Source organism: Micromonospora sp. NPDC050784 (genome assembly GCF_044456765.1).
Lineage (GTDB): Bacteria > Actinomycetota > Actinomycetes > Mycobacteriales > Micromonosporaceae > Micromonospora > Micromonospora foliorum.
Window position 1 is genome coordinate 115453 of record NZ_JBITGG010000008.1, and the last position, 17240, is coordinate 132692.

Annotated in this window: 15 protein-coding genes; 5 read left to right on the forward strand and 10 right to left on the reverse strand. The window is 69.8% G+C overall.

Annotation, left to right across the window (positions count from 1 at the left end):
* Positions 1-52: 52 nt before the first annotated feature.
* On the forward strand, positions 53-601 hold the full coding sequence (locus ACIBD9_RS13570) for a DUF4190 domain-containing protein (RefSeq protein WP_396717363.1): 549 nt from the start codon (positions 53-55) through the stop codon (positions 599-601).
* A 54-nt stretch (positions 602-655) separates the two neighbouring features.
* Here ACIBD9_RS13570 and ACIBD9_RS13575 read toward each other — a convergent pair whose 3' ends face one another.
* Positions 656-1945 carry a DUF6350 family protein gene (locus tag ACIBD9_RS13575; RefSeq protein WP_396717366.1) on the reverse strand — a complete coding sequence of 430 codons (1290 nt, stop codon included), beginning with the start codon at positions 1943-1945 and terminating at the stop codon, positions 656-658.
* A 200-nt stretch (positions 1946-2145) separates the two neighbouring features.
* Between ACIBD9_RS13575 and ACIBD9_RS13580 the strand changes: the two genes are divergently transcribed.
* Positions 2146-2412 (forward strand): DUF4190 domain-containing protein, encoded by a 267-nt coding sequence (locus ACIBD9_RS13580; RefSeq protein ID WP_357764197.1) that lies wholly within the window; start codon positions 2146-2148, stop codon positions 2410-2412.
* A 60-nt stretch (positions 2413-2472) separates the two neighbouring features.
* Here the strand turns inward: ACIBD9_RS13580 and sucD are convergent, their stop codons facing one another.
* From sucD to ACIBD9_RS13595, 3 genes are all read right to left on the reverse strand, one after another.
* The gene (gene sucD, locus ACIBD9_RS13585; RefSeq protein ID WP_238657516.1) at positions 2473-3360 is read right to left on the reverse strand and encodes a succinate--CoA ligase subunit alpha; all 888 of its coding nucleotides are present in this window, start codon (positions 3358-3360) and stop codon (positions 2473-2475) included.
* A gap of 2 nt (positions 3361-3362) precedes the next feature.
* Positions 3363-4541 (reverse strand): ADP-forming succinate--CoA ligase subunit beta, encoded by a 1179-nt coding sequence (gene sucC / locus ACIBD9_RS13590; protein ID WP_030491850.1) that lies wholly within the window; start codon positions 4539-4541, stop codon positions 3363-3365.
* A 433-nt stretch (positions 4542-4974) separates the two neighbouring features.
* Positions 4975-5379, reverse strand: a complete 405-nt coding sequence (locus ACIBD9_RS13595; RefSeq protein WP_030491849.1) for a cobalamin B12-binding domain-containing protein — start codon at positions 5377-5379, stop codon at positions 4975-4977.
* Between the two features lie 472 nt (positions 5380-5851).
* Here ACIBD9_RS13595 and ACIBD9_RS13600 point away from each other — a divergent pair, with 472 nt between their 5' ends.
* Positions 5852-6559 carry a M23 family metallopeptidase gene (locus ACIBD9_RS13600; protein ID WP_366335683.1) on the forward strand — a complete coding sequence of 236 codons (708 nt, stop codon included), beginning with the start codon at positions 5852-5854 and terminating at the stop codon, positions 6557-6559.
* 274 nt (positions 6560-6833) lie between these two features.
* Entirely contained in the window at positions 6834-7604 is a 771-nt protein-coding gene (locus ACIBD9_RS13605; protein ID WP_396717370.1) for a M23 family metallopeptidase, read from the forward strand.
* 102 nt (positions 7605-7706) lie between these two features.
* Here the strand turns inward: ACIBD9_RS13605 and pcrA are convergent, their stop codons facing one another.
* Positions 7707-10112 carry a DNA helicase PcrA gene (pcrA, locus tag ACIBD9_RS13610; RefSeq protein ID WP_396717372.1) on the reverse strand — a complete coding sequence of 802 codons (2406 nt, stop codon included), beginning with the start codon at positions 10110-10112 and terminating at the stop codon, positions 7707-7709.
* A gap of 323 nt (positions 10113-10435) precedes the next feature.
* Between pcrA and ACIBD9_RS13615 the strand changes: the two genes are divergently transcribed.
* Entirely contained in the window at positions 10436-10819 is a 384-nt protein-coding gene (locus tag ACIBD9_RS13615) for a chorismate mutase (protein ID WP_396717375.1), read from the forward strand.
* Positions 10820-10982: 163 nt separating this feature from the next.
* Here the strand turns inward: ACIBD9_RS13615 and ACIBD9_RS13620 are convergent, their stop codons facing one another.
* From ACIBD9_RS13620 to ACIBD9_RS13640, 5 genes are all read right to left on the reverse strand, one after another.
* Positions 10983-11996, reverse strand: coding sequence for a dipeptide ABC transporter ATP-binding protein (locus ACIBD9_RS13620; protein WP_355428256.1), 1014 nt, complete (start codon positions 11994-11996; stop codon positions 10983-10985).
* Entirely contained in the window at positions 11989-13032 is a 1044-nt protein-coding gene (locus ACIBD9_RS13625; protein ID WP_396717377.1) for an ABC transporter ATP-binding protein, read from the reverse strand. The genes ACIBD9_RS13620 and ACIBD9_RS13625 overlap by 8 nt, the downstream gene beginning before the upstream one ends.
* A 10-nt stretch (positions 13033-13042) precedes the next feature.
* Positions 13043-14011, reverse strand: coding sequence for an ABC transporter permease (locus ACIBD9_RS13630; RefSeq protein ID WP_396717379.1), 969 nt, complete (start codon positions 14009-14011; stop codon positions 13043-13045).
* Entirely contained in the window at positions 14004-14930 is a 927-nt protein-coding gene (locus ACIBD9_RS13635) for an ABC transporter permease (protein WP_238657510.1), read from the reverse strand. Before ACIBD9_RS13635 ends, ACIBD9_RS13630 begins: the two co-directional genes overlap by 8 nt.
* Before the next feature lie 148 nt (positions 14931-15078).
* The gene (locus ACIBD9_RS13640) at positions 15079-16719 is read right to left on the reverse strand and encodes an ABC transporter substrate-binding protein (protein WP_396717382.1); all 1641 of its coding nucleotides are present in this window, start codon (positions 16717-16719) and stop codon (positions 15079-15081) included.
* Between the last annotated feature and the right edge of the window lie 521 nt (positions 16720-17240).

Below are 17240 nucleotides of genomic sequence, written 5' to 3' on the forward strand. Positions count from 1 at the left end.
GGATGGAAACAAAGAGCACCAACTGACGGAACAAGTCCAAGGAGCTTCTCGAATGCAGCCCGGTAACCCCGGTCAGGACCCGTACGGCCAGCAGCCCAACCAGGACCCGACCGCTCCCCAGCCGCCGGCCGCCCCGTACGGCCAGCAGCCCACCTCCGGCCAGCCGTACGGCCAGCAGCCGCAGGATCCGTACGCCGCGCCGCAGGCCCCGTACGGTCAGCAGCCCACCTCGGGGCAGCCGTACGGCCAGCAGCCGCACGACCCGTACGCGCAGCAGCAGCCGCCGTACGGCGCCGGCCCGACGTACCCGAACGCCGGGTACCCGCAGGCGCAGGGGCAGAACAACACCCTCGGCCTGGTGTCGATGATCCTCGGTATCGCGTCGATCCCGCTGGTCTGCTGCCTGTACCTGGGCATCCCGCTCGGCATCGCGGGCATCGTGACCGGTTATCTCGCCAAGCAGAAGGTGGCCCAGGGCCAGGCCAACAACGCCGGCCAGGCCAAGGCCGGTCTGATCTGCGGCGCGGTCGGCGTCGGGCTGGGCATCCTGCTGCTCATCCTGAGCGTCGTGGCGCAGGTCAACCTGCCCACCCAGCCCTGACGGGCTCGGAATCGACGGGGCGCTCCGGGTTCGCTCGGGGCGCCCCGCGCTCGTCTACTGCGCGGGCCCGCGAGCCAGTGCCCGGGTGGCGGCGGCGCCGAGCAGCGCGCCGACCGCGATGACACCGGCCGCCACCGCCCCGACCTGCCAACCCACCGGCCCGACCTGAGCCAGCCGACCGGCGCCGAGCGGCCCGCCGGAGACCGCGGCAGCCGCACCGAGCACCACCCCGGCCACCGGCCCGGCCAGCGCCGCCGGCGCCAGCAACCCGGCCCAGCGCTGCGCGGCCCGCTCCGGGCCGGCGAGTCGAGCCACCCGACGGGCGAGCAGCCAGCCGGCCACCATCCCGGCCAGCACCGGCACCGCGAGCAACAGGGCGCCGAAGCCGTCCACCGGGCCGCGCGGCAGGCCAGCGAGCAGCGGCACGGCCGGCAGCGCGCCTACCGACACCTCGCTGGTGCGGACTGCGGTGTCGGTCCCGACCGCGAAGCCCGGCCCGAGCAGGTAACTGGTGGACCAGACCGCCGCGTTGGGCGCGTACGCGACGCTGACCAGGGTGATGCCGGCCTGCCCGGCGACCCCGGTCCGGTACGCCCCGATCATGTCGGCGGCGTCGCCGCCGCCGGTGGCCACCGCCAGGCCGGCCGCGCCCGCGCCCGCGCCGAGCAGCAGCAACGCGGCCACCAGACCGGTGCGCACGCCGTCGCGCACCGGGCCCGGCAGCCGGGTGACGAGCAGCCGGGTCACAGCGGTGATCCGGACCGCGCCGACCAGCGCGGCGAGCGTGCCGACCACCGCGAACGTGACACCCGCCCGGATCAGTGACACGTCCGGCCCGCCGGTGCCGACCAGCACCGCCGCGAGCGCGCCGAGCAGCGCGTACGCGATGCCGACCGCACTCGCGGCGAGCAGTGCCCGGCGCGGTGAGCGGGTGTCGCGAGCGCCGATCGCGCGGCTGACGTGCACGCCGGCGCGGGTCAGCCGCCAGAGCGCGAGCACGGTCAGCGCGAGCGGGGCGAGGCCCAGCGGACCGGACTCGGTGTGCAGTGGCACGCCGTGCCCGAGCAGCCAGCCGGCCAGCGCGGTGCGCAGGGTGCCGGTCAGGGTGGTGGAGTCCGCGCCGAGCTGCACCAGGCCGAGCACGATGGCGACGGGCAGATACGAGGTGAGGGCGGCCCAGCAGGCGGCCACCCCGGCGGCGACGGGCAACGGCGCACGCCCGCGCGGCGACCCGCCCGCGCGGGGCGCGGGCACCCGCCGGGCCGGTGCGGCACGGTCGACCGGCCGGTCGTCGGCGCTCACACCGCCGGGACGGCTGGGACGGTCAGGGGTGACGGGGGACATCCGCTCTACTCTGGCACGTCGCGCGGGCGGTGGCAGTCCGTTAACCCCTCCTAAGGACGGCGAGTTCACCGAACCGGCGTCCTGCCCACCCGGGCCGGTCTAGCCTCGGCCCAGAGGGGGCGCGAGTCGCCGCCACCCGGGACGGGCTCGCCGGTCGCGGTCCGGGCCGGTACGTCGCCCATGACCGCTCGGAGGAAGCTGTGACGACGCCATACCCGCCTCCCCCGCCACCACCGGCCCGGGGACGCGACCGAACCACCCTCTGGGGTGTGCTGGGCATCGTGCTGGGGCTGATCTGCTGCGGCATCTTCGGCATCGTCTTCGGCTACCTGTCCATCCGCGACGCCCGGCGGTACGGGCAGTCGCCGTTGCTCGGTTACCTCGCCATCGCGTTCGGCGTGATCAACATCATCGGCGGGGCGATCCTGCGCGCGACCGGCAACTACCCGTTCTGGAACAACGACTGACGCGTACGCCGAAGGGGGTCGACCGGAACCGGTCGACCCCCTTCGTCTTGCCTGACCGGCTCAGCTGCCGGACATGATCTCCCGCATCAGCTTCGCGGTCTCGGTCGGCGTCTTGCCGACCTTGACGCCGACGGCTTCCAGCGCCGCCTGCTTCGCCTCGGCGGTGCCGGCCGAGCCGGAGATGATCGCCCCGGCGTGACCCATGGTCTTGCCGGGAGGAGCTGTGAAGCCGGCGATGTAGCCGACCACCGGCTTGGTGACGTTGGCCTTGATGAACTCGGCGGCCCGCTCCTCGGCGTCGCCACCGATCTCACCGATCATGACGATGGCGTCGGTCTCCGGGTCGGCCTCGAACGCCGCGAGGGCGTCGATGTGGGTGGTCCCGATGATCGGGTCACCGCCGATGCCGACGCAGGTGGAGAAGCCGATGTCGCGCAGCTCGTACATCATCTGGTAGGTCAGCGTGCCGCTCTTGCTGACCAGACCGATCCGGCCGGAGCCGGTGATGTCGGCCGGGATGATGCCGGCGTTGGACGCGCCCGGCGAGGCGATGCCCGGGCAGTTCGGCCCGATGATCCGGGTCCGCTCGCCCTGCGCCACGTTGTACGCCCAGAACGACGCGGTGTCGTGCACCGGGACGCCCTCGGTGATCACCACGGCCAGCGGAATGGCGGCGTCGATCGCCTCGACCACGGCGGCCTTGGTGAACTGCGGCGGCACGAAGATGACGGTGACGTCGGCCCCGGTCTCGGCCATCGCGTCCGCGACGGACGCGAAGACCGGCAGCTCGGTGCCGTCGAAGTCGACCTTCTGGCCCGCCTTGCGCGGGTTGACGCCGCCCACCACGTTGGTGCCGGCGGCCAGCATCCGCCGGGTGTGCTTGGAACCCTCGGAACCGGTCATCCCCTGGACGATGACCTTCGAGTCCTTGGTCAGCCAGATAGCCATGATCAGACCCCCGCAGCTGCCAGCTCGGCGGCCCGCTCGGCCGCACCGTCCATGGTGTCCACCCGCTGCACGAGCGGGTTGTTCGCGCTGTCCAGGATCGCCCGGCCAGCCTCGGCGTTGTTGCCGTCGAGACGGACGACGAGCGGCTTGGTGACCTGCTCGCCGCGCTGCTCCAGCAGGGCCAGCGCCTGGATGATGCCGTTGGCGACCTCGTCGCAGGCGGTGATGCCGCCGAAGACGTTGACGAAGACGCTCTTCACGGCCGGGTCGGAGAGCACGATCTCCAGCCCGTTCGCCATCACCGCGGCACTCGCGCCGCCGCCGATGTCGAGGAAGTTGGCCGGCTTGACGTTGCCGTGCCGCTCACCGGCGTACGCGACCACGTCGAGGGTCGACATGACCAGACCCGCGCCGTTGCCGATGATGCCGACCTCGCCGTCGAGCTTGACGTAGTTGAGGTCCTTGGCCTTGGCGGCCTGCTCCAGCGGGTCCACCGCGGCCTGGTCGACAAGCGCCTCGTGGTCCGGGTGCCGGAACGCGGCGTTCTCGTCCAGGCTGATCTTGGCGTCGAGCAGCAGCATCCGCCCGTCGCCGTTCTTGGCGAGCGGGTTGACCTCGACCAGGGTGGCGTCCTCGGCGACGAACGCCTGCCACAGGCCCACGGCGATCTCGACCACCTGGTCGGCGACCTCGGCCGGGAAGCCGGCGGCGGTCACGATCTCGCGGGCCTTGGCCTCGTCCACGCCCTTCACGGCGTCGATCGGGGCCTTCACGACCTTGTCGGGGGTGTCGGCGGCGACCTGCTCGATGTCCATGCCGCCGGCGACGCTGGCGATGCAGAGGAAGGTGCGGTTCGCCCGGTCGAGCAGGTACGAGAAGTAGTACTCCTCGGCCACGTCCGCGGTCACCGTGATCATGACCTTGTGGACGGTGTGACCCTTGATGTCCATGCCGAGGATGTCGGTGGCCCGGGCCACCGCCTCATCCGGGCCCTCGGCCAGCTTGACGCCGCCGGCCTTACCTCGGCCGCCGACCTTTACCTGCGCCTTGACGACCACACGGCCGCCGAGGCGTTCGGCGATCGCGCGGGCCTCTTCCGGGGTAGTGGCGACGCCGCCGGCCAGCACGGGCAAGCCGTGCCGCTCGAACAGGTCCCGCCCCTGGTACTCGTACAGGTCCACGATTGCGCGTCCCGTCCCGTCTCCGCGGCGCGCCGTCGCGCCGCCACCAGCGTTCAAGAAAAACAGTTTGACGCCTGTCATCAGTTGAAACAGGCCATTGGCCGCAGCCTAGCGAGGTCGGCACCACCGGCAACCGAGCGGGTGCACGGTGTGCGGTAATGCACAACCGGACATCAGGTGTGGCCGGTTTCCGGCCATGACCCGGGCTGCATCCACCGTCCGGGCGATGTTGTCCGGCTTGCGTAACCCCGTCGTGGGGGCGTCGTTGAGTCAGGTGTCGGAGCGCTGAACAGCGCAAAGACGGGATACGGCCGATGCCCTGTCGGTCGAGGGGTGGCGGCGGGGCATCGTGCATAGAGGGGCCGGACGTGTGAGGGGTGCGTCCGGCCCCTCCCCCGTGCCCAAATCCGTTCGCGCAGCAGATCGGCGCGGCTCAGGAAACCGGCTGGGCCACGTTCTGTCGGACCCACTCGACAATCGCCTGGGTGGTGGCGCCCGGCGTGAAGATCTTCGCGACGCCCAGCTTCTCCAACTCGGGAATGTCGCCGTTCGGAATGATGCCGCCACCGAACACGACGATGTCGCGGGCGTCCCGCTCACCGAGCAGTTCCAGCACCCGCCGGAAGAGCGTCATGTGCGCGCCGGAGAGAACGGACAGGCCGACCGCGTCGGCGTCCTCCTGGATGGCGGTCTCCACGATCTGCTCGGGGGTCTGGTGCAGGCCGGTGTAGACGACCTCCATCCCGGCGTCCCGCAGGGCGCGCGCGACGACCTTCGCGCCCCGGTCGTGGCCGTCCAGACCAGGCTTCGCGACGACGACCCGAATTCGAGAGCTCATCAGCGCACACCTTTCACCGGCTTGACCGCCTTCACCTTAACGAACGGTAACCCGGCGGGCCCGGCCCGGGAAATCCGGGCTCTGTCACCGGCCGTTACCCGGCGCGTCCACCCGGCAACCCGCAGGAGTCGGCCCCACACCGTTCCCGGTCCACTCTGGCCGAGCCGGCGACGCCCTCCCCACACCGTTCGGAGTCAAGCCGGACGACTCCGCCGGAACGGTCACGCTCGGCGACGAACGGGCAGCGACGGGGGCACCGTTTGGCGTCGCGATGCGTGACAATCACGGACGCAAACGGACAGATCGACACGCCAATTTTTCCGTCTAGCTTGTGACTCGCCTGGCGGTTGGCTAACGTGTCCACGGTTGTCATCAGGTCCATGGACGGGTGACGACGCGGTCAGCGGACGCTTCACTGGAGTCTCAGGGACGCCCACCGGCCGCTTCGGAACCCCGACAACGGAGGGTGTGCGTGCGCCAGCGCCTGTCGTCTGAGCCCGATCGATATCGCGGTCGCCGCCGCGTACCCACCCCACCCCGCAGCCGTTACGCCGCTGTCGTCACCACCGCGTTCGTCGGTGCCGGCATCGTGGCCCTCGGCGCGAGCGCCCTGCCGGACGCCAAGGACGTCAGCCCGACGGTCCTCGACGAGCTCAAGCAGGCGTCGGTCACCAGTCAGGACGCCGCGGCCCGTGCGGACAACGCCGACCGCGCCTCCCGGGACAGCCGCAGCACGGACAGCGCCGAGCCCGAGGTCTGGCTGTTGCCGCTTCAGGGGTACGACTTCAACTCCCCGTACGGGATGCGCTGGGGCAAGCTGCACACCGGCGTGGACCTGGTCGCCGGCGAGGGCACGCCCTACGTGGCCATCCACGACGGGCTGGTCACCAAGGCCGGCTGGTTCGGTGGGTACGGCAACGCGGTGATCGTTCAGCACGCCGACGGCAGCGAGGCCATCTACGGCCACTCCTCCGCGGTGAGCGTCAAGGAAGGCCAGCAGATCAAGGCGGGCGACCAGCTCGGTCTGGTGGGTCAGACCGGCCACGCGTACGGCACCCACCTGCACCTGGAGATCCATGTCAAGGGGCAGCCGATCGACCCGGTGCCGTTCCTCCAGGAGCGCGGAGTGGACATCAAGCTGCAAGTCGAGGCAATCTACAGCGAGGTAGCCGCCTCCTGACGGTACGTAACGACCGTTGACCGCCCGGATCTGTCGATCCGGGCGGTTTTGCGTTGAGCGGTGTCGGCTGATGTATCCCGGGTCACAGCCGCGATTGTGACGGACGGCACCCGCTTACATGATCACTTTTCCGGATGTAGCGCCGCACAGCGGGTCATATCCGGGCACCCGCCCGTGAATTCTCCGTCGGGGGCTCCGGTCCCCGCGCCCGCCTCACCTCGGCCGGACACCAGTATTTCGAGGTCAAGTGCCCCCTCGACTGTGAAGGTCCGCCGTGCAGGAAGACAGCCCCGTCCAGAACGAGAACACCAGCGACACCAGCCAGACCGCGCCGCCGCAGCGCACCGGCCGGCGGAACCGCCTCATCGTGCTCGGGGCCGCCGCCCTGGTGGCCCTGGGCCTCGGTGGTGTCGCCGTCGCCACCAGCGGCACCGACCACCCGGCACCCGCCGCCGTCTCCCTCGACGCCCAGTCCCGGGCCGAGGCCGCGAGCCGGGCCGACCGCTCGGTCCGTGAGTCGAGCGCGCCGGTCACCCCCTCGCTCAGCCCGACGCCGAGCCCGTCGGCGGTCAGCGCCAGCCCCACGAAGACGGCCGCCGCGAAGGCCAAGCCGAAGCCGAAGCCGAAGAGGACCACCAAGCCCACGCCCGCCTGGGTCGACCCGATGCCGGGCGCAGCCGTCACGTCCTGCTACGGGCAGCGCTGGGGCACCCTGCACGCCGGTATCGACCTGGCGCTGCCCTCCGGTACGCCGATCCGCGCCGCGGCTGCCGGCACCGTGACCCAGGCCGGCGACGCCTCCGACGGGTACGGCAACTCCGTCTTCATCGACCACGGCAACGGGTACCTGACCCACTACGCCCACCAGAGCCGCATCGCGGTCACCGTCGGCCAGGCGGTCAAGGCCGGCCAGGTCATCGGCTACGAGGGCGCCACCGGCGACGCCACCGGCCCGCACCTGCACTTCGAGGTGCACCAGGGCATGTGGAACCAGATCGACCCGGCCCCGTTCATGCGGGCGCACGGCGTGGACCTGGGCTGCTGATTCACGACCCCGCGCGGTTCGCAGGCACCAGCAGGGAAAGAGTGGCCTCAAAGTTGCCCGAGGCCACTCTTTCCCTGATCTAGCGCGATCTTGGGAGCCGGGTCAGAGTTTGTCGACCGGGGCGTGCCGGAGCACCAGCCACATCGTCTGGTCGCCAAAGTCGATCTGCGCGCGGGCACCCGGGCCGTGCCCCTCGACGGCGAGCACCCGCCCCAGCCCGTACCGCTGATGGTTGACCCGGTCGCCCGCGGACACCTTCGGCCCCTGCGGCAGCTCACTGGCGGTGGTCAGTCGGCTGGCGTCCACGCCGAGCCGCTGCGCCAACTGGGCCGCCTTCGGCGTACCCCCGGTGAAGTTGCCACGCACGCCGGGCGCGCGGTCCGCGCGGCCACCGACGCCGCCGCCCCCGCCAGCCCACGAGGTGTACGACCCCTCGGTGCGCTCCCAGTGCACCAACTCGGTCGGCAGCTCCTCCAGGAAGCGCGACGGCGGGTTGTAGGACGGCTGCCCCCAGGCGGAGCGGGTGACCGCCCGGGAGAGGTAGAGCCGCTGTCGGGCACGGGTGATGCCGACGTACGCCAGTCGCCGCTCCTCCTCCAACTCGCGGGTGTCGCCGAGCGAGCGCAGGTGCGGGAAGACGCCGTCCTCCAGCCCGGTGAGGAAGACCACCGGGAATTCCAGCCCCTTGGCGGTGTGCAGGGTCATCAGGGTGACCACGCCCTGGTGGTCGGGGTCGTCGGAGGGGATCTGGTCGGCGTCGGCGACCAGCGCCACCTGCTCCAGGAAACCGGCCAGGGTGGCCCGCTCCCCCTCCTCGCCCTGCGACTCGATCCGCTCGGTGTACTCCCGGGCGACGCTGACCAACTCCTGGAGGTTGTCCACCCGGCCGGCGTCCTGCGGGTCGAGGCTCTCCTCCAGCTCGGTGAGGTAGCCGGAGCGGGTCAGCAGCGCCTCCAACACCTCCTCCGGGGTGCCGGTCTCGGCCAGCTCACGGGCGCCGTCGAGCAACGCCACGAAGTCGGCGATGCCGTTGGCCGCCCGGCTGGAGATGCCCGGCGCCTCTCGGGCCCGGCGCAGCGCCGCGCCGAAGGAGATCCGGTCGCGGCTGGAGAGCGCCTCGACACACGCCTCGGCGCGGTCGCCGATCCCCCGGCGGGGGGTGTTGAGCACCCGCCGCAGGCTCACCGTGTCGTCGTCGTTGACCACCGAACGCAGGTACGCCAGGGCGTCGCGGACCTCCTTGCGCTCGTAGAAGCGCACCCCGCCGACCACCTTGTAGGGCAGGCCGACGCGGATGAACACCTCCTCGAAGACCCGGGACTGGGCGTTGGTGCGGTAGAAGACCGCGACGTCGCCGGGGCGGGTCTCGTCGCCGTCGACCAGCCGGTCGATCTCCCGGGCCACCCAGTCGGCCTCGGCGTGCTCGGTGTCGGCCACGTAGCCGACGATCTGCTCGCCGGCGCCGGCCTCGCTCCACAGCCGCTTGGGCTTGCGGGAGGTGTTGCGGTCGATCACCGCGTTGGCCGCGTTGAGGATGGTCTGGGTGGAGCGGTAGTTCTGCTCCAGCAGGATCGTCCGCGCGTCGGTGAAGTCCCGTTCGAACTCCAGGATGTTGCGGATCGTCGCGCCCCGGAACGCGTAGATCGACTGGTCGGCGTCGCCGACGACGCACAGCTCGGCGGGCTCCAGCCCGTCGGTGCCGGAGACCAGCTCCTTGATCAGGACGTACTGTGCGTGGTTGGTGTCCTGGTACTCGTCCACCAACACGTGCCGGAACCGCCGGCGGTAGCTCTCCGCGACGTGCGGGTGGGACTGGAGCAGGTGCACCGTGGTCATGATCAGGTCGTCGAAGTCCAGCGCGTGCGCCTCACGCAGCCGGCGCTGGTAGAGCGTGTACGCCTCGGCCAACGCCCGCTCGTTGGGCCCGGTGGCCCGCGCCGCGAACTGCTCCGGGTCGACCAGCTCGTTCTTGAGGTTGGAGACCTGGGCCGCCAGCCCACGCGCCGGGTAGCGCTTCGGGTCGAGATCCAGCTCGCGGGTCACCAACTGCATCAGCCTGCGGGAGTCGTCCGCGTCGTAGATCGAGAACGTCGACTTGAGGCCGGCGTGCTCGTGCTCGGCACGTAGGATCCGCACGCAGGCCGAGTGGAACGTCGACACCCACATCAGGCGGGCCCGGGGGCCCACCAGCGCGGCGACGCGCTCCTTCATCTCACCGGCGGCCTTGTTGGTGAAGGTGATCGCGATGATCTCACCGGGGTGCACGTCCCGGGCGGCGAGCAGGTAGGCGACCCGGTGCGTGAGCACCCGGGTCTTGCCGGACCCGGCGCCGGCCACGATCAGCAGCGGCGAGCCGGCGTGGCTGACGGCGTCGCGCTGCGGCCCGTTCAGCCCGGCGAGCAGCTGCTGCGGATCGAGACGCGCGGCGGCCGCCCCGGGTCGGTGCGGGCGGGCCGGCGCGGACTCCGGCGCAGGCGGGGACGCGGGGATGTCGAAGAGAGGATGCATCGCCCGACAAGTCTATGCCGCCGGCCGGACACTTCCCGACGGCGCTCACCAGCTCGTGCCCGACGGCGCACCCACCACCCGGTTCGCCCACCGGCGCGAAAGGCGCCCCTCGCGACGCGGAATGCTTGCGCACCCGGCAACGACGTGGGCATACTCGACGGCGTGATCACTGCGCGCTTCTACTTTTACTATGGCACCGGGAGTCCGGCTGCCGTAGGTCGCGCCTGATCAATTCAGACCTGCTAAAGCCCCGGGCTCCTGGAGTCCGGGGCTTTTCCGTCCCAGGTTCCGGGCACCGGGCACCACAGTGCGAGAGGTACCCGATGATGACAGACGTGATGGAGCAGAACGGCAGCCCGATCCGGCCGGGGCAGCCCGCGGCGCAGGAGCCGGTGGTGACCACACCGCCGACGGGTGGGGCCGCCGAGCCGGCCGAGCAGCAGACCGGCACCCAGGAGCCGTCCGCCTCCGCGCGGATCGTGCAGATCAGGGAACGGATCGACGAGATCGACCACGCGTTGATCACGCTCTGGCAGGAGCGGGCCGCGTTGTCCCAGGAGGTCGGGGCGACCCGGATGGCGTCCGGCGGGACCCGCCTGGTGCTCTCCCGGGAACGGGAGATCCTGGAGCGGTTCCGGGTCGCGCTCGGTGCCGACGGCACCCAGTTGGCCCTGCTGCTGCTCCGCGCGGGCCGCGGCCCGCTGTGAGCCGCAGCGACGCGGGTCACCCGGCCCACTGACGCGACGTGCGCCGCTGTGCGGCACAGGGCCGCTCCGGGTCGTCGTCGGCGATCCGCAGCGCACAGGCGGTCCCGGACAGACGAAACCGCCTGCCGTCGTCGTGGTGACGGCGGCAGGCGGCCTCGATGACTCACACCTCGTGGGTGGCGACGATCTCGCGCTTCTCCGCGAAGTGGCAGGCGCTCGGGTGGTCCGAGTCCCGCCGGATCTCCAGCAGCGGGACCTGCTCGGCGCAGACGTCCTGTGCCTTCCAGCAGCGGGTCCGGAACCGGCAGCCCGAGGGCGGGCTGATCGGCGACGGCACGTCACCCGTGAGCCGGATGATCGTCTTGTTGTTCCGCTGGGTCGGGTCCGGCACCGGCACCGCAGAGAGCAGAGCCTGGGTGTACGGGTGGGTCGGTCGCTCGTAGATCTCGTCCTCGGTGCCGATCTCGACGATCTTGCCGAGGTACATCACCGCGACCCGGTCCGACAGGTGGCGGACCACCGACAGGTCGTGCGCGATGAAGACGTACGAGAGGCCGAACTCGCCCTGCAACTGCTCCAGCAGGTTCATGACCTGGGCCTGGATGGAGACGTCCAGCGCCGACACCGGCTCGTCGCAGACGATGATCTCGGGCCGCAGCGCGAGCGCACGGGCGATGCCGATGCGCTGACGCTGACCGCCGGAGAACTGGTGCGGGTACCGGTTGATGTGCTCCGGGTTGAGCCCGACCAGGTCGAGCAGCTCCCTGACCTTGGCCCGGCGGCTGCCCCTCGGCGCCACCTCCGGGTGGATCTCGAACGGCTCACCGAGCAGGTCGCCGACGGTCATCCGCGGGTTCAGCGAGGTGTACGGGTCCTGCATGACCAGCTGGATCTGCCGCCGCAGGCGTCGCAGCGCCCCACCGGACAGCTTGGAGATGTCCTGGCCCTTGTAGAGCACGCTGCCTTCGGTCGGCTTCTCCAGGTTCATCAGCACCCGGGCGAGCGTCGACTTGCCGCAGCCGGACTCCCCGACCACGCCGAGCGTCTCGCCGGCGCGCAGACCGAACGAGACCCCGTCGACCGCCTTGACCTGACCGACGGTCTTCTTGAACACCACACCCTGGGTGACGGGGTAGTGCTTGACCAGGTCCTTGACCTCGAGGATGTTCTCAGACACGGTTCACCAGCTCCTCGGCGAAGTGGCAGGCGCTGGCCCGGGCGGGGCCGACCTGCAGCAGCGGCGGGACCTTCTCCCGGCACACCGGCTGAGCCATCGGGCACCGCGGGTTGAACGGGCAGCCCGGCGGGATGTTCATCAGGTTCGGCGGGAGGCCCTTGATCGTCCGGAGCTGCTGCCCCTTCTCGTCCAGGCGCGGGATCGAGTCGATCAGACCCAGGGTGTACGGGTGCGCCGGCTTGGCGTACAGCTCGTACACGTCCGCTTCCTCGACGATCCGGCCCGCGTACATGACCGCGATCCGGTCCGCGACGTCGGCGACCACACCGAGGTCGTGGGTGATCAGGATCATGCCCATCTGCCGCTCACGCTGAAGCTCGGCCAGCAGGTCCATGATCTGGGCCTGCACGGTCACGTCGAGGGCGGTGGTCGGCTCGTCCGCGATCAGCACCTCCGGGTCGAGCGCCAGCGACATCGCGATCATCGCGCGCTGCCGCATACCGCCGGAGAACTGGTGCGGGTAGTTGTTGAACCGACCCTTGGCGTTCGGGATCTTGACCTGGTCGAGCATGTCGATCGCGCGCTTCTTGGCCTCCGCGCGACCCATGCCCCGCCGGATTCGGAACTGCTCGGCGATCTGGAACCCGACCGTGAAGACGGGGTTCAGCGCGGAGAGCGCGTCCTGGAAGATCATCGCGATGCCCTCGCCGCGGATGCGGCGGCGCTCCTCGTCGGACATGCGGAGCATGTCCTTGCCGTGGAAGCGGACCTGCCCACCGGTGACGAAGCCGGGCGGCGTGTCGAGGATGCCCATGATGGTCTGCGCGGTGACGCTCTTACCGGAGCCGGACTCGCCGAGCACGGCGAGGGTCTCCCCCGCGTCGACGTGGTACGTGACCCCGTTGATGACCTTTGCGACGCCGTCCCGGGTGCGGAACTCCACCCGCAGGTCGTCGACCTCGAGCAGCCGGCCGGAGGGACGTCCGGACCCGCCGGGTCCCGGCGCGGACTGCTCAGACACGAGAATGTCGGACACTGGATATCCCCTAGCGGAGTTTCGGATCGAGGGCCTCGCGGACCGCCTCGCCGAGCATCACGAAGCTCAGCACTGCGGTGACGAGGAACGCGGCGGGGAAGAAGACCAGCCCCGGCGCGACCCGGAGGAAGTCCTTACCGTCGCTGATCATGATGCCCCAGGAGACCACCGGCGACTTCAGGCCAACGCCCAGGAACGACAGGGTGGCCTCGGCGCCGATGAACGAGCCGACCATGATCGTGCCGTAGACCAGCAGCGGGGCCAGGCAGTTCGGCAGCAGGTGCTTGAGGATGATCCGACCGGTGCCGGCGCCCAGCGCGCGGGCCGCGACGATGTAGTCGGCCTCCTTGGTGGCGAGCACCGAGGAACGCATGAGTCGCATCACGACCGGCCAGCTCAGCACGATCAGCGAGATGGTCACCAGGCTCATGATCTTGACTTTGCTGTTGCCCGAGCCCGAGCCGTTGAACGTGGTCAGGATGACGATCGCACCGAGCACGAACGGCAGACCGAAGAAGACGTCGGCGATCCGGCTCAGCAGCCCGTCCACCCAGCCACCGCGGTAGCCGGCGATGATGCCCATGGTGCCGCCCACCAGCAGGGTGCCGAGCACGGCGAGCACGGCAACCTGGATGGAGGCGCTGGCGCCGTAGATGACGCGAGCGTAGACGTCACGGCCCTGCAGGTCGTACCCGAACCAGGCGTTCCCGGACGGCTTGCCCAGGCTGCGGGACAACGATCCGTTGACCGCGTCGCCCGGGGCGAACAGGGCCGGGAAGAGCGCCATCAACACGAAGACCACGATCAGCGTGCTCGCGATCCAGAACAACGGCTTGCGCCGAAGGTCCCGCCAGGCGTCACCGAGCAGGCCACGGGGCTTCTCGTTGCTCTGCGGCTGGCCCGCGGTGGCGGGGGTGCCGGAGTCGGTGGGGTGCGCGCCAGGGGTACTGACGATCGATGCGGTGCTTGGGTCACTCATAACGGATCCTCGGGTCCAGGGCGGCGTAGAGCAGGTCAACCAGCAGGTTCATCACGAGATAGACCAGCACCAGGACGACCACGATGCCCACCACGGTGGCGCTTTCCTTGGTCACGATCGCGCGGTACACCGCGCGGCCGATTCCGTTGATGCCGAAGATCCCCTCGGTGACGATCGCGCCGCCCATCAGGGCACCGAGGTCGGTGCCGAGCAGGGTGACCACCGGGATGAGCGAGTTGCGCAGCAGGTGCACGCCCACCACCCGGCGCATCGGCAGACCCTTGGCGATCGCGGTGCGCACATAGTCGGCGCGGCGGTTCTCCGCGATGCTGGTTCGTGCCACCCGGGCGATGTAGGCCACTGACGCACTGCCGAGCACGAAGCCCGGCACGATCAGCTCGGACCACCGCATCTCGGAGGAGACGGTCGGCTTGACGAGCCCCCACTGCACGCCCAGCAGCCACTGAAGCACGAAGCCGACGACGAAGACCGGCAGCGCGATCAGGAAGAGCGTGGAGACCAGGACCAGGTTGTCCAGGAAGCCGTTGCGGCGCAGACCGGTCAGCACGCCGGCGCCCAGGCCGATCACGGCCTCGATGGCGAGCGCCACCAGGGCCAGCTTCAGCGTGTTCGGGTACGCCGTGGCGATGATGTCGCCGATATCGCGTTGCGAGAAGGTCTGACCGAAGTCACCCTGGAGCAGATTCTTCATGTAGTTGCCGTACTGCACGAAGACGTTCTGGTCGAGGTGGTACTTCTCGGTCATGAAGGCGATGTACTGGTCCGGGCAGCGACGCTCGCCGCACTTGCCGGCGAACGGATCGCCCGGAACGGCCCAGACGAGCCAGTAGATCAGGAACGTCGTACCGATGAAGACGGGCACGAGTTGGAGCAGCCGTCTCAACAGATAACGGCCCATGGGGTGGTCCTCCAGACAGGGGGCGCGTCGGACGGCCGACACGGTGGTGACAACGTGCGAGTGGAGTGTTGTAACACCCAATCGCGGAACGGCCCCGGGTCGGGCTCACCGGATGTGGCGAGCCCGACCCGGGGTCAGACCGTTCGGATCAGAGCTCGACCGAGGTGATGTCGAGTTCGCCGACGTTGTTCAGCTCGAGCTTCTTGATCTTCTCCGAGTGGCCGGACTGCTGGCCGTAGAAGTAGATCGGGATGCTCGGGACGTCCTGGTCGACCAGCTCGACGGCCTTGGAGAAGGCCTCGTGCGAAGCCTCCAGGCTCGGCGCGGCGCTGGCCTGCTTCGCCAGGGCGTCGACCTCCTTGCTGCTGTACAGGCCGTCGTTCGAGGAGCCACCCGTGACGTAAAGCGGGTTGACCCAGTTCTCGACGTCCGGGTAGTCCTGCTGCCAGGCAGCGCGGTACGGGCCCTTCATCTGGTGGGCGTTGATGCTCTGACGGAAGACCGCGAAGGTCGGCACGCCCTCAGCCCGAGCGTTGATGCCGAGGTTGGTCTTAACCTGCTGCGCAACGGCGTCCATCCACTCCTTGTGGCTGGAGTCGGAGTTGTAGTAGAAGACCATCTCACCGGTGAAGCCGCCGGCCTCGGTCAGCAGCTGCTTGGCCGTGGTCGGGTCGAACTTGCAGGCGGTGCAGTTGCCCGGCTTGGCGCCCGGGGTCAGCGGGTTCGCCCAGCTGTCGGCCGGCTTGCGGGTGCCGAAGAAGATCTTGTCCGAGATTTCCTGCCGGTTGATCGACAGCGACACGGCACGACGCAGCTTCGGGTTCTGGAAGCGCTTGTCGTAGGTCGGGAACGCGATCAGCGCGGTCGACGGCGTGACGGTCGAGCGGCCCCGGTCACCGAGGTCGGTCTTCCACTTGTCGCCGGCGAGCGCCGAGGTGGGGACAACCTCCATGAAGTCGAGGTTGTTGGACAGCAGGTCGGCGTAGGCGGCCGTCTCGTCCTGGTACAGCTTGACGTCGACGTCCTTGACCTTCATCTTGTCGCGAAGGTTGTAGTCGTCGAAGCGCGTCAGCTTGATGAGGACGTTGTCCTCCCACGACACGAACTTCACCGGGCCGTTGCCGATCGGCTTCTTGCCGAACTCGTCGGGCTTCTGGGTGAAGAAGGCGTCCGGCAGCGGCATGAAGGCGCTGTAGCCGAGCTTGGTCGGGAAGACCGCGGTCGGCGCTGCCAGGGTGACCTCGAAGGTCTGGTCGTCGATGACCTTCAGGCCGGACAGCTTGTCCGTCGACGGGGTGGGGGCCTTCTGCGGGCCGTCCGCACCATCCGGGTCAGTGGTGTAGGTCTTGTCGAAACCCGCGATGTCGGAGAAGAAGCTGCCGTTCTGCGCGCCGTTCGGCGAGTAGGCAGCCCAGTTCCAGGCGTCGACGAAGTTCTTCGCCTTGACCTCGGTGCCGTCGTGGAACTTGGTGCCGGCCTTGATCTTGATCGTGAAGACCTTGGAGTCCGTGGTGTTGATCGACTCCGCAAGCGCGTTACGCGGGGCCCCACCGTCGTTCGGGTACTCGACCAGGCCGGTGAACAGCCAGTCGATCACCTTGCCGCCACCGGTCTCCGTGGTGTTCGACGGGACCAGCGGGTTCTCCGGCTGGACGCCGTGGACGCTGATCGTGCCGTCCTTGCTGGCGGCGGCGTCGCCGTCACCGTCACCGCTCGAGCAACCGCTCGCGACAAGCGCGGCAGCCGCGCTGAGCGCGATCGCGCTCGTCGCCCGCTTCGAGACTCTCATTCCGAGGGGCCTCCTCTTTCTAACCAGGTTCCGTCGTGGGTTTCACGCACGTTTGGGGGTGACACCGCCCGACCACCCCGGGGCAGGGGTCGCCGGGACCACAGGGAAGTTGGGGACACCCCTGATGTTCCGATCCGCCGGGCTCCCCCGCCAACGAGGCGCGACACGACGCAATCGACACAGCCACGGGCCGCCGAGATCGGCGGAATCGTGGTCGTGGGGCGTACGGAGTGCCACACACCGATGGTGAGGTGCTGCCACTGTGACACCCACTGGCCTCTTCCGTGAAGGTGCCGTTATCAAGCCGTTAGTTGCCCGCCACGTTGCCGATACTTGAAAAATGATCATAAAACGGTCGGCGCGGGCGGCACTGACCAGGAAATACGTTGCGCCACCCGAACGACGGGCCTCGGCCGGTGCGCACGCCCGGGGTCCAGCCGGGCCCGGTGGGACGTCCGTCACCACTCATGTTTCGACCCATCCGGATGAGGGCCCGTACGGCTACCCGGACACGATCACCG

What these genes read in the sequence shown, in the direction of transcription:
- ACIBD9_RS13570 (WP_396717363.1), top strand. Translation starts at nt 53, where the DNA reads ATGCAGCCCGGTAACCCCGGTCAGGACCCGTACGGCCAGCAGCCCAAC.
- ACIBD9_RS13575 (WP_396717366.1), bottom strand. Translation starts at nt 1,945, where the DNA reads ATGTCCCCCGTCACCCCTGACCGTCCCAGCCGTCCCGGCGGTGTGAGC.
- sucD (WP_238657516.1), bottom strand. Translation starts at nt 3,360, where the DNA reads ATGGCTATCTGGCTGACCAAGGACTCGAAGGTCATCGTCCAGGGGATG.
- ACIBD9_RS13595 (WP_030491849.1), bottom strand. Translation starts at nt 5,379, where the DNA reads ATGAGCTCTCGAATTCGGGTCGTCGTCGCGAAGCCTGGTCTGGACGGC.
- pcrA (WP_396717372.1), bottom strand. Translation starts at nt 10,112, where the DNA reads ATGCATCCTCTCTTCGACATCCCCGCGTCCCCGCCTGCGCCGGAGTCC.
- ACIBD9_RS13615 (WP_396717375.1), top strand. Translation starts at nt 10,436, where the DNA reads ATGATGACAGACGTGATGGAGCAGAACGGCAGCCCGATCCGGCCGGGG.
- ACIBD9_RS13630 (WP_396717379.1), bottom strand. Translation starts at nt 14,011, where the DNA reads ATGAGTGACCCAAGCACCGCATCGATCGTCAGTACCCCTGGCGCGCAC.
- ACIBD9_RS13635 (WP_238657510.1), bottom strand. Translation starts at nt 14,930, where the DNA reads ATGGGCCGTTATCTGTTGAGACGGCTGCTCCAACTCGTGCCCGTCTTC.
- ACIBD9_RS13640 (WP_396717382.1), bottom strand. Translation starts at nt 16,719, where the DNA reads ATGAGAGTCTCGAAGCGGGCGACGAGCGCGATCGCGCTCAGCGCGGCT.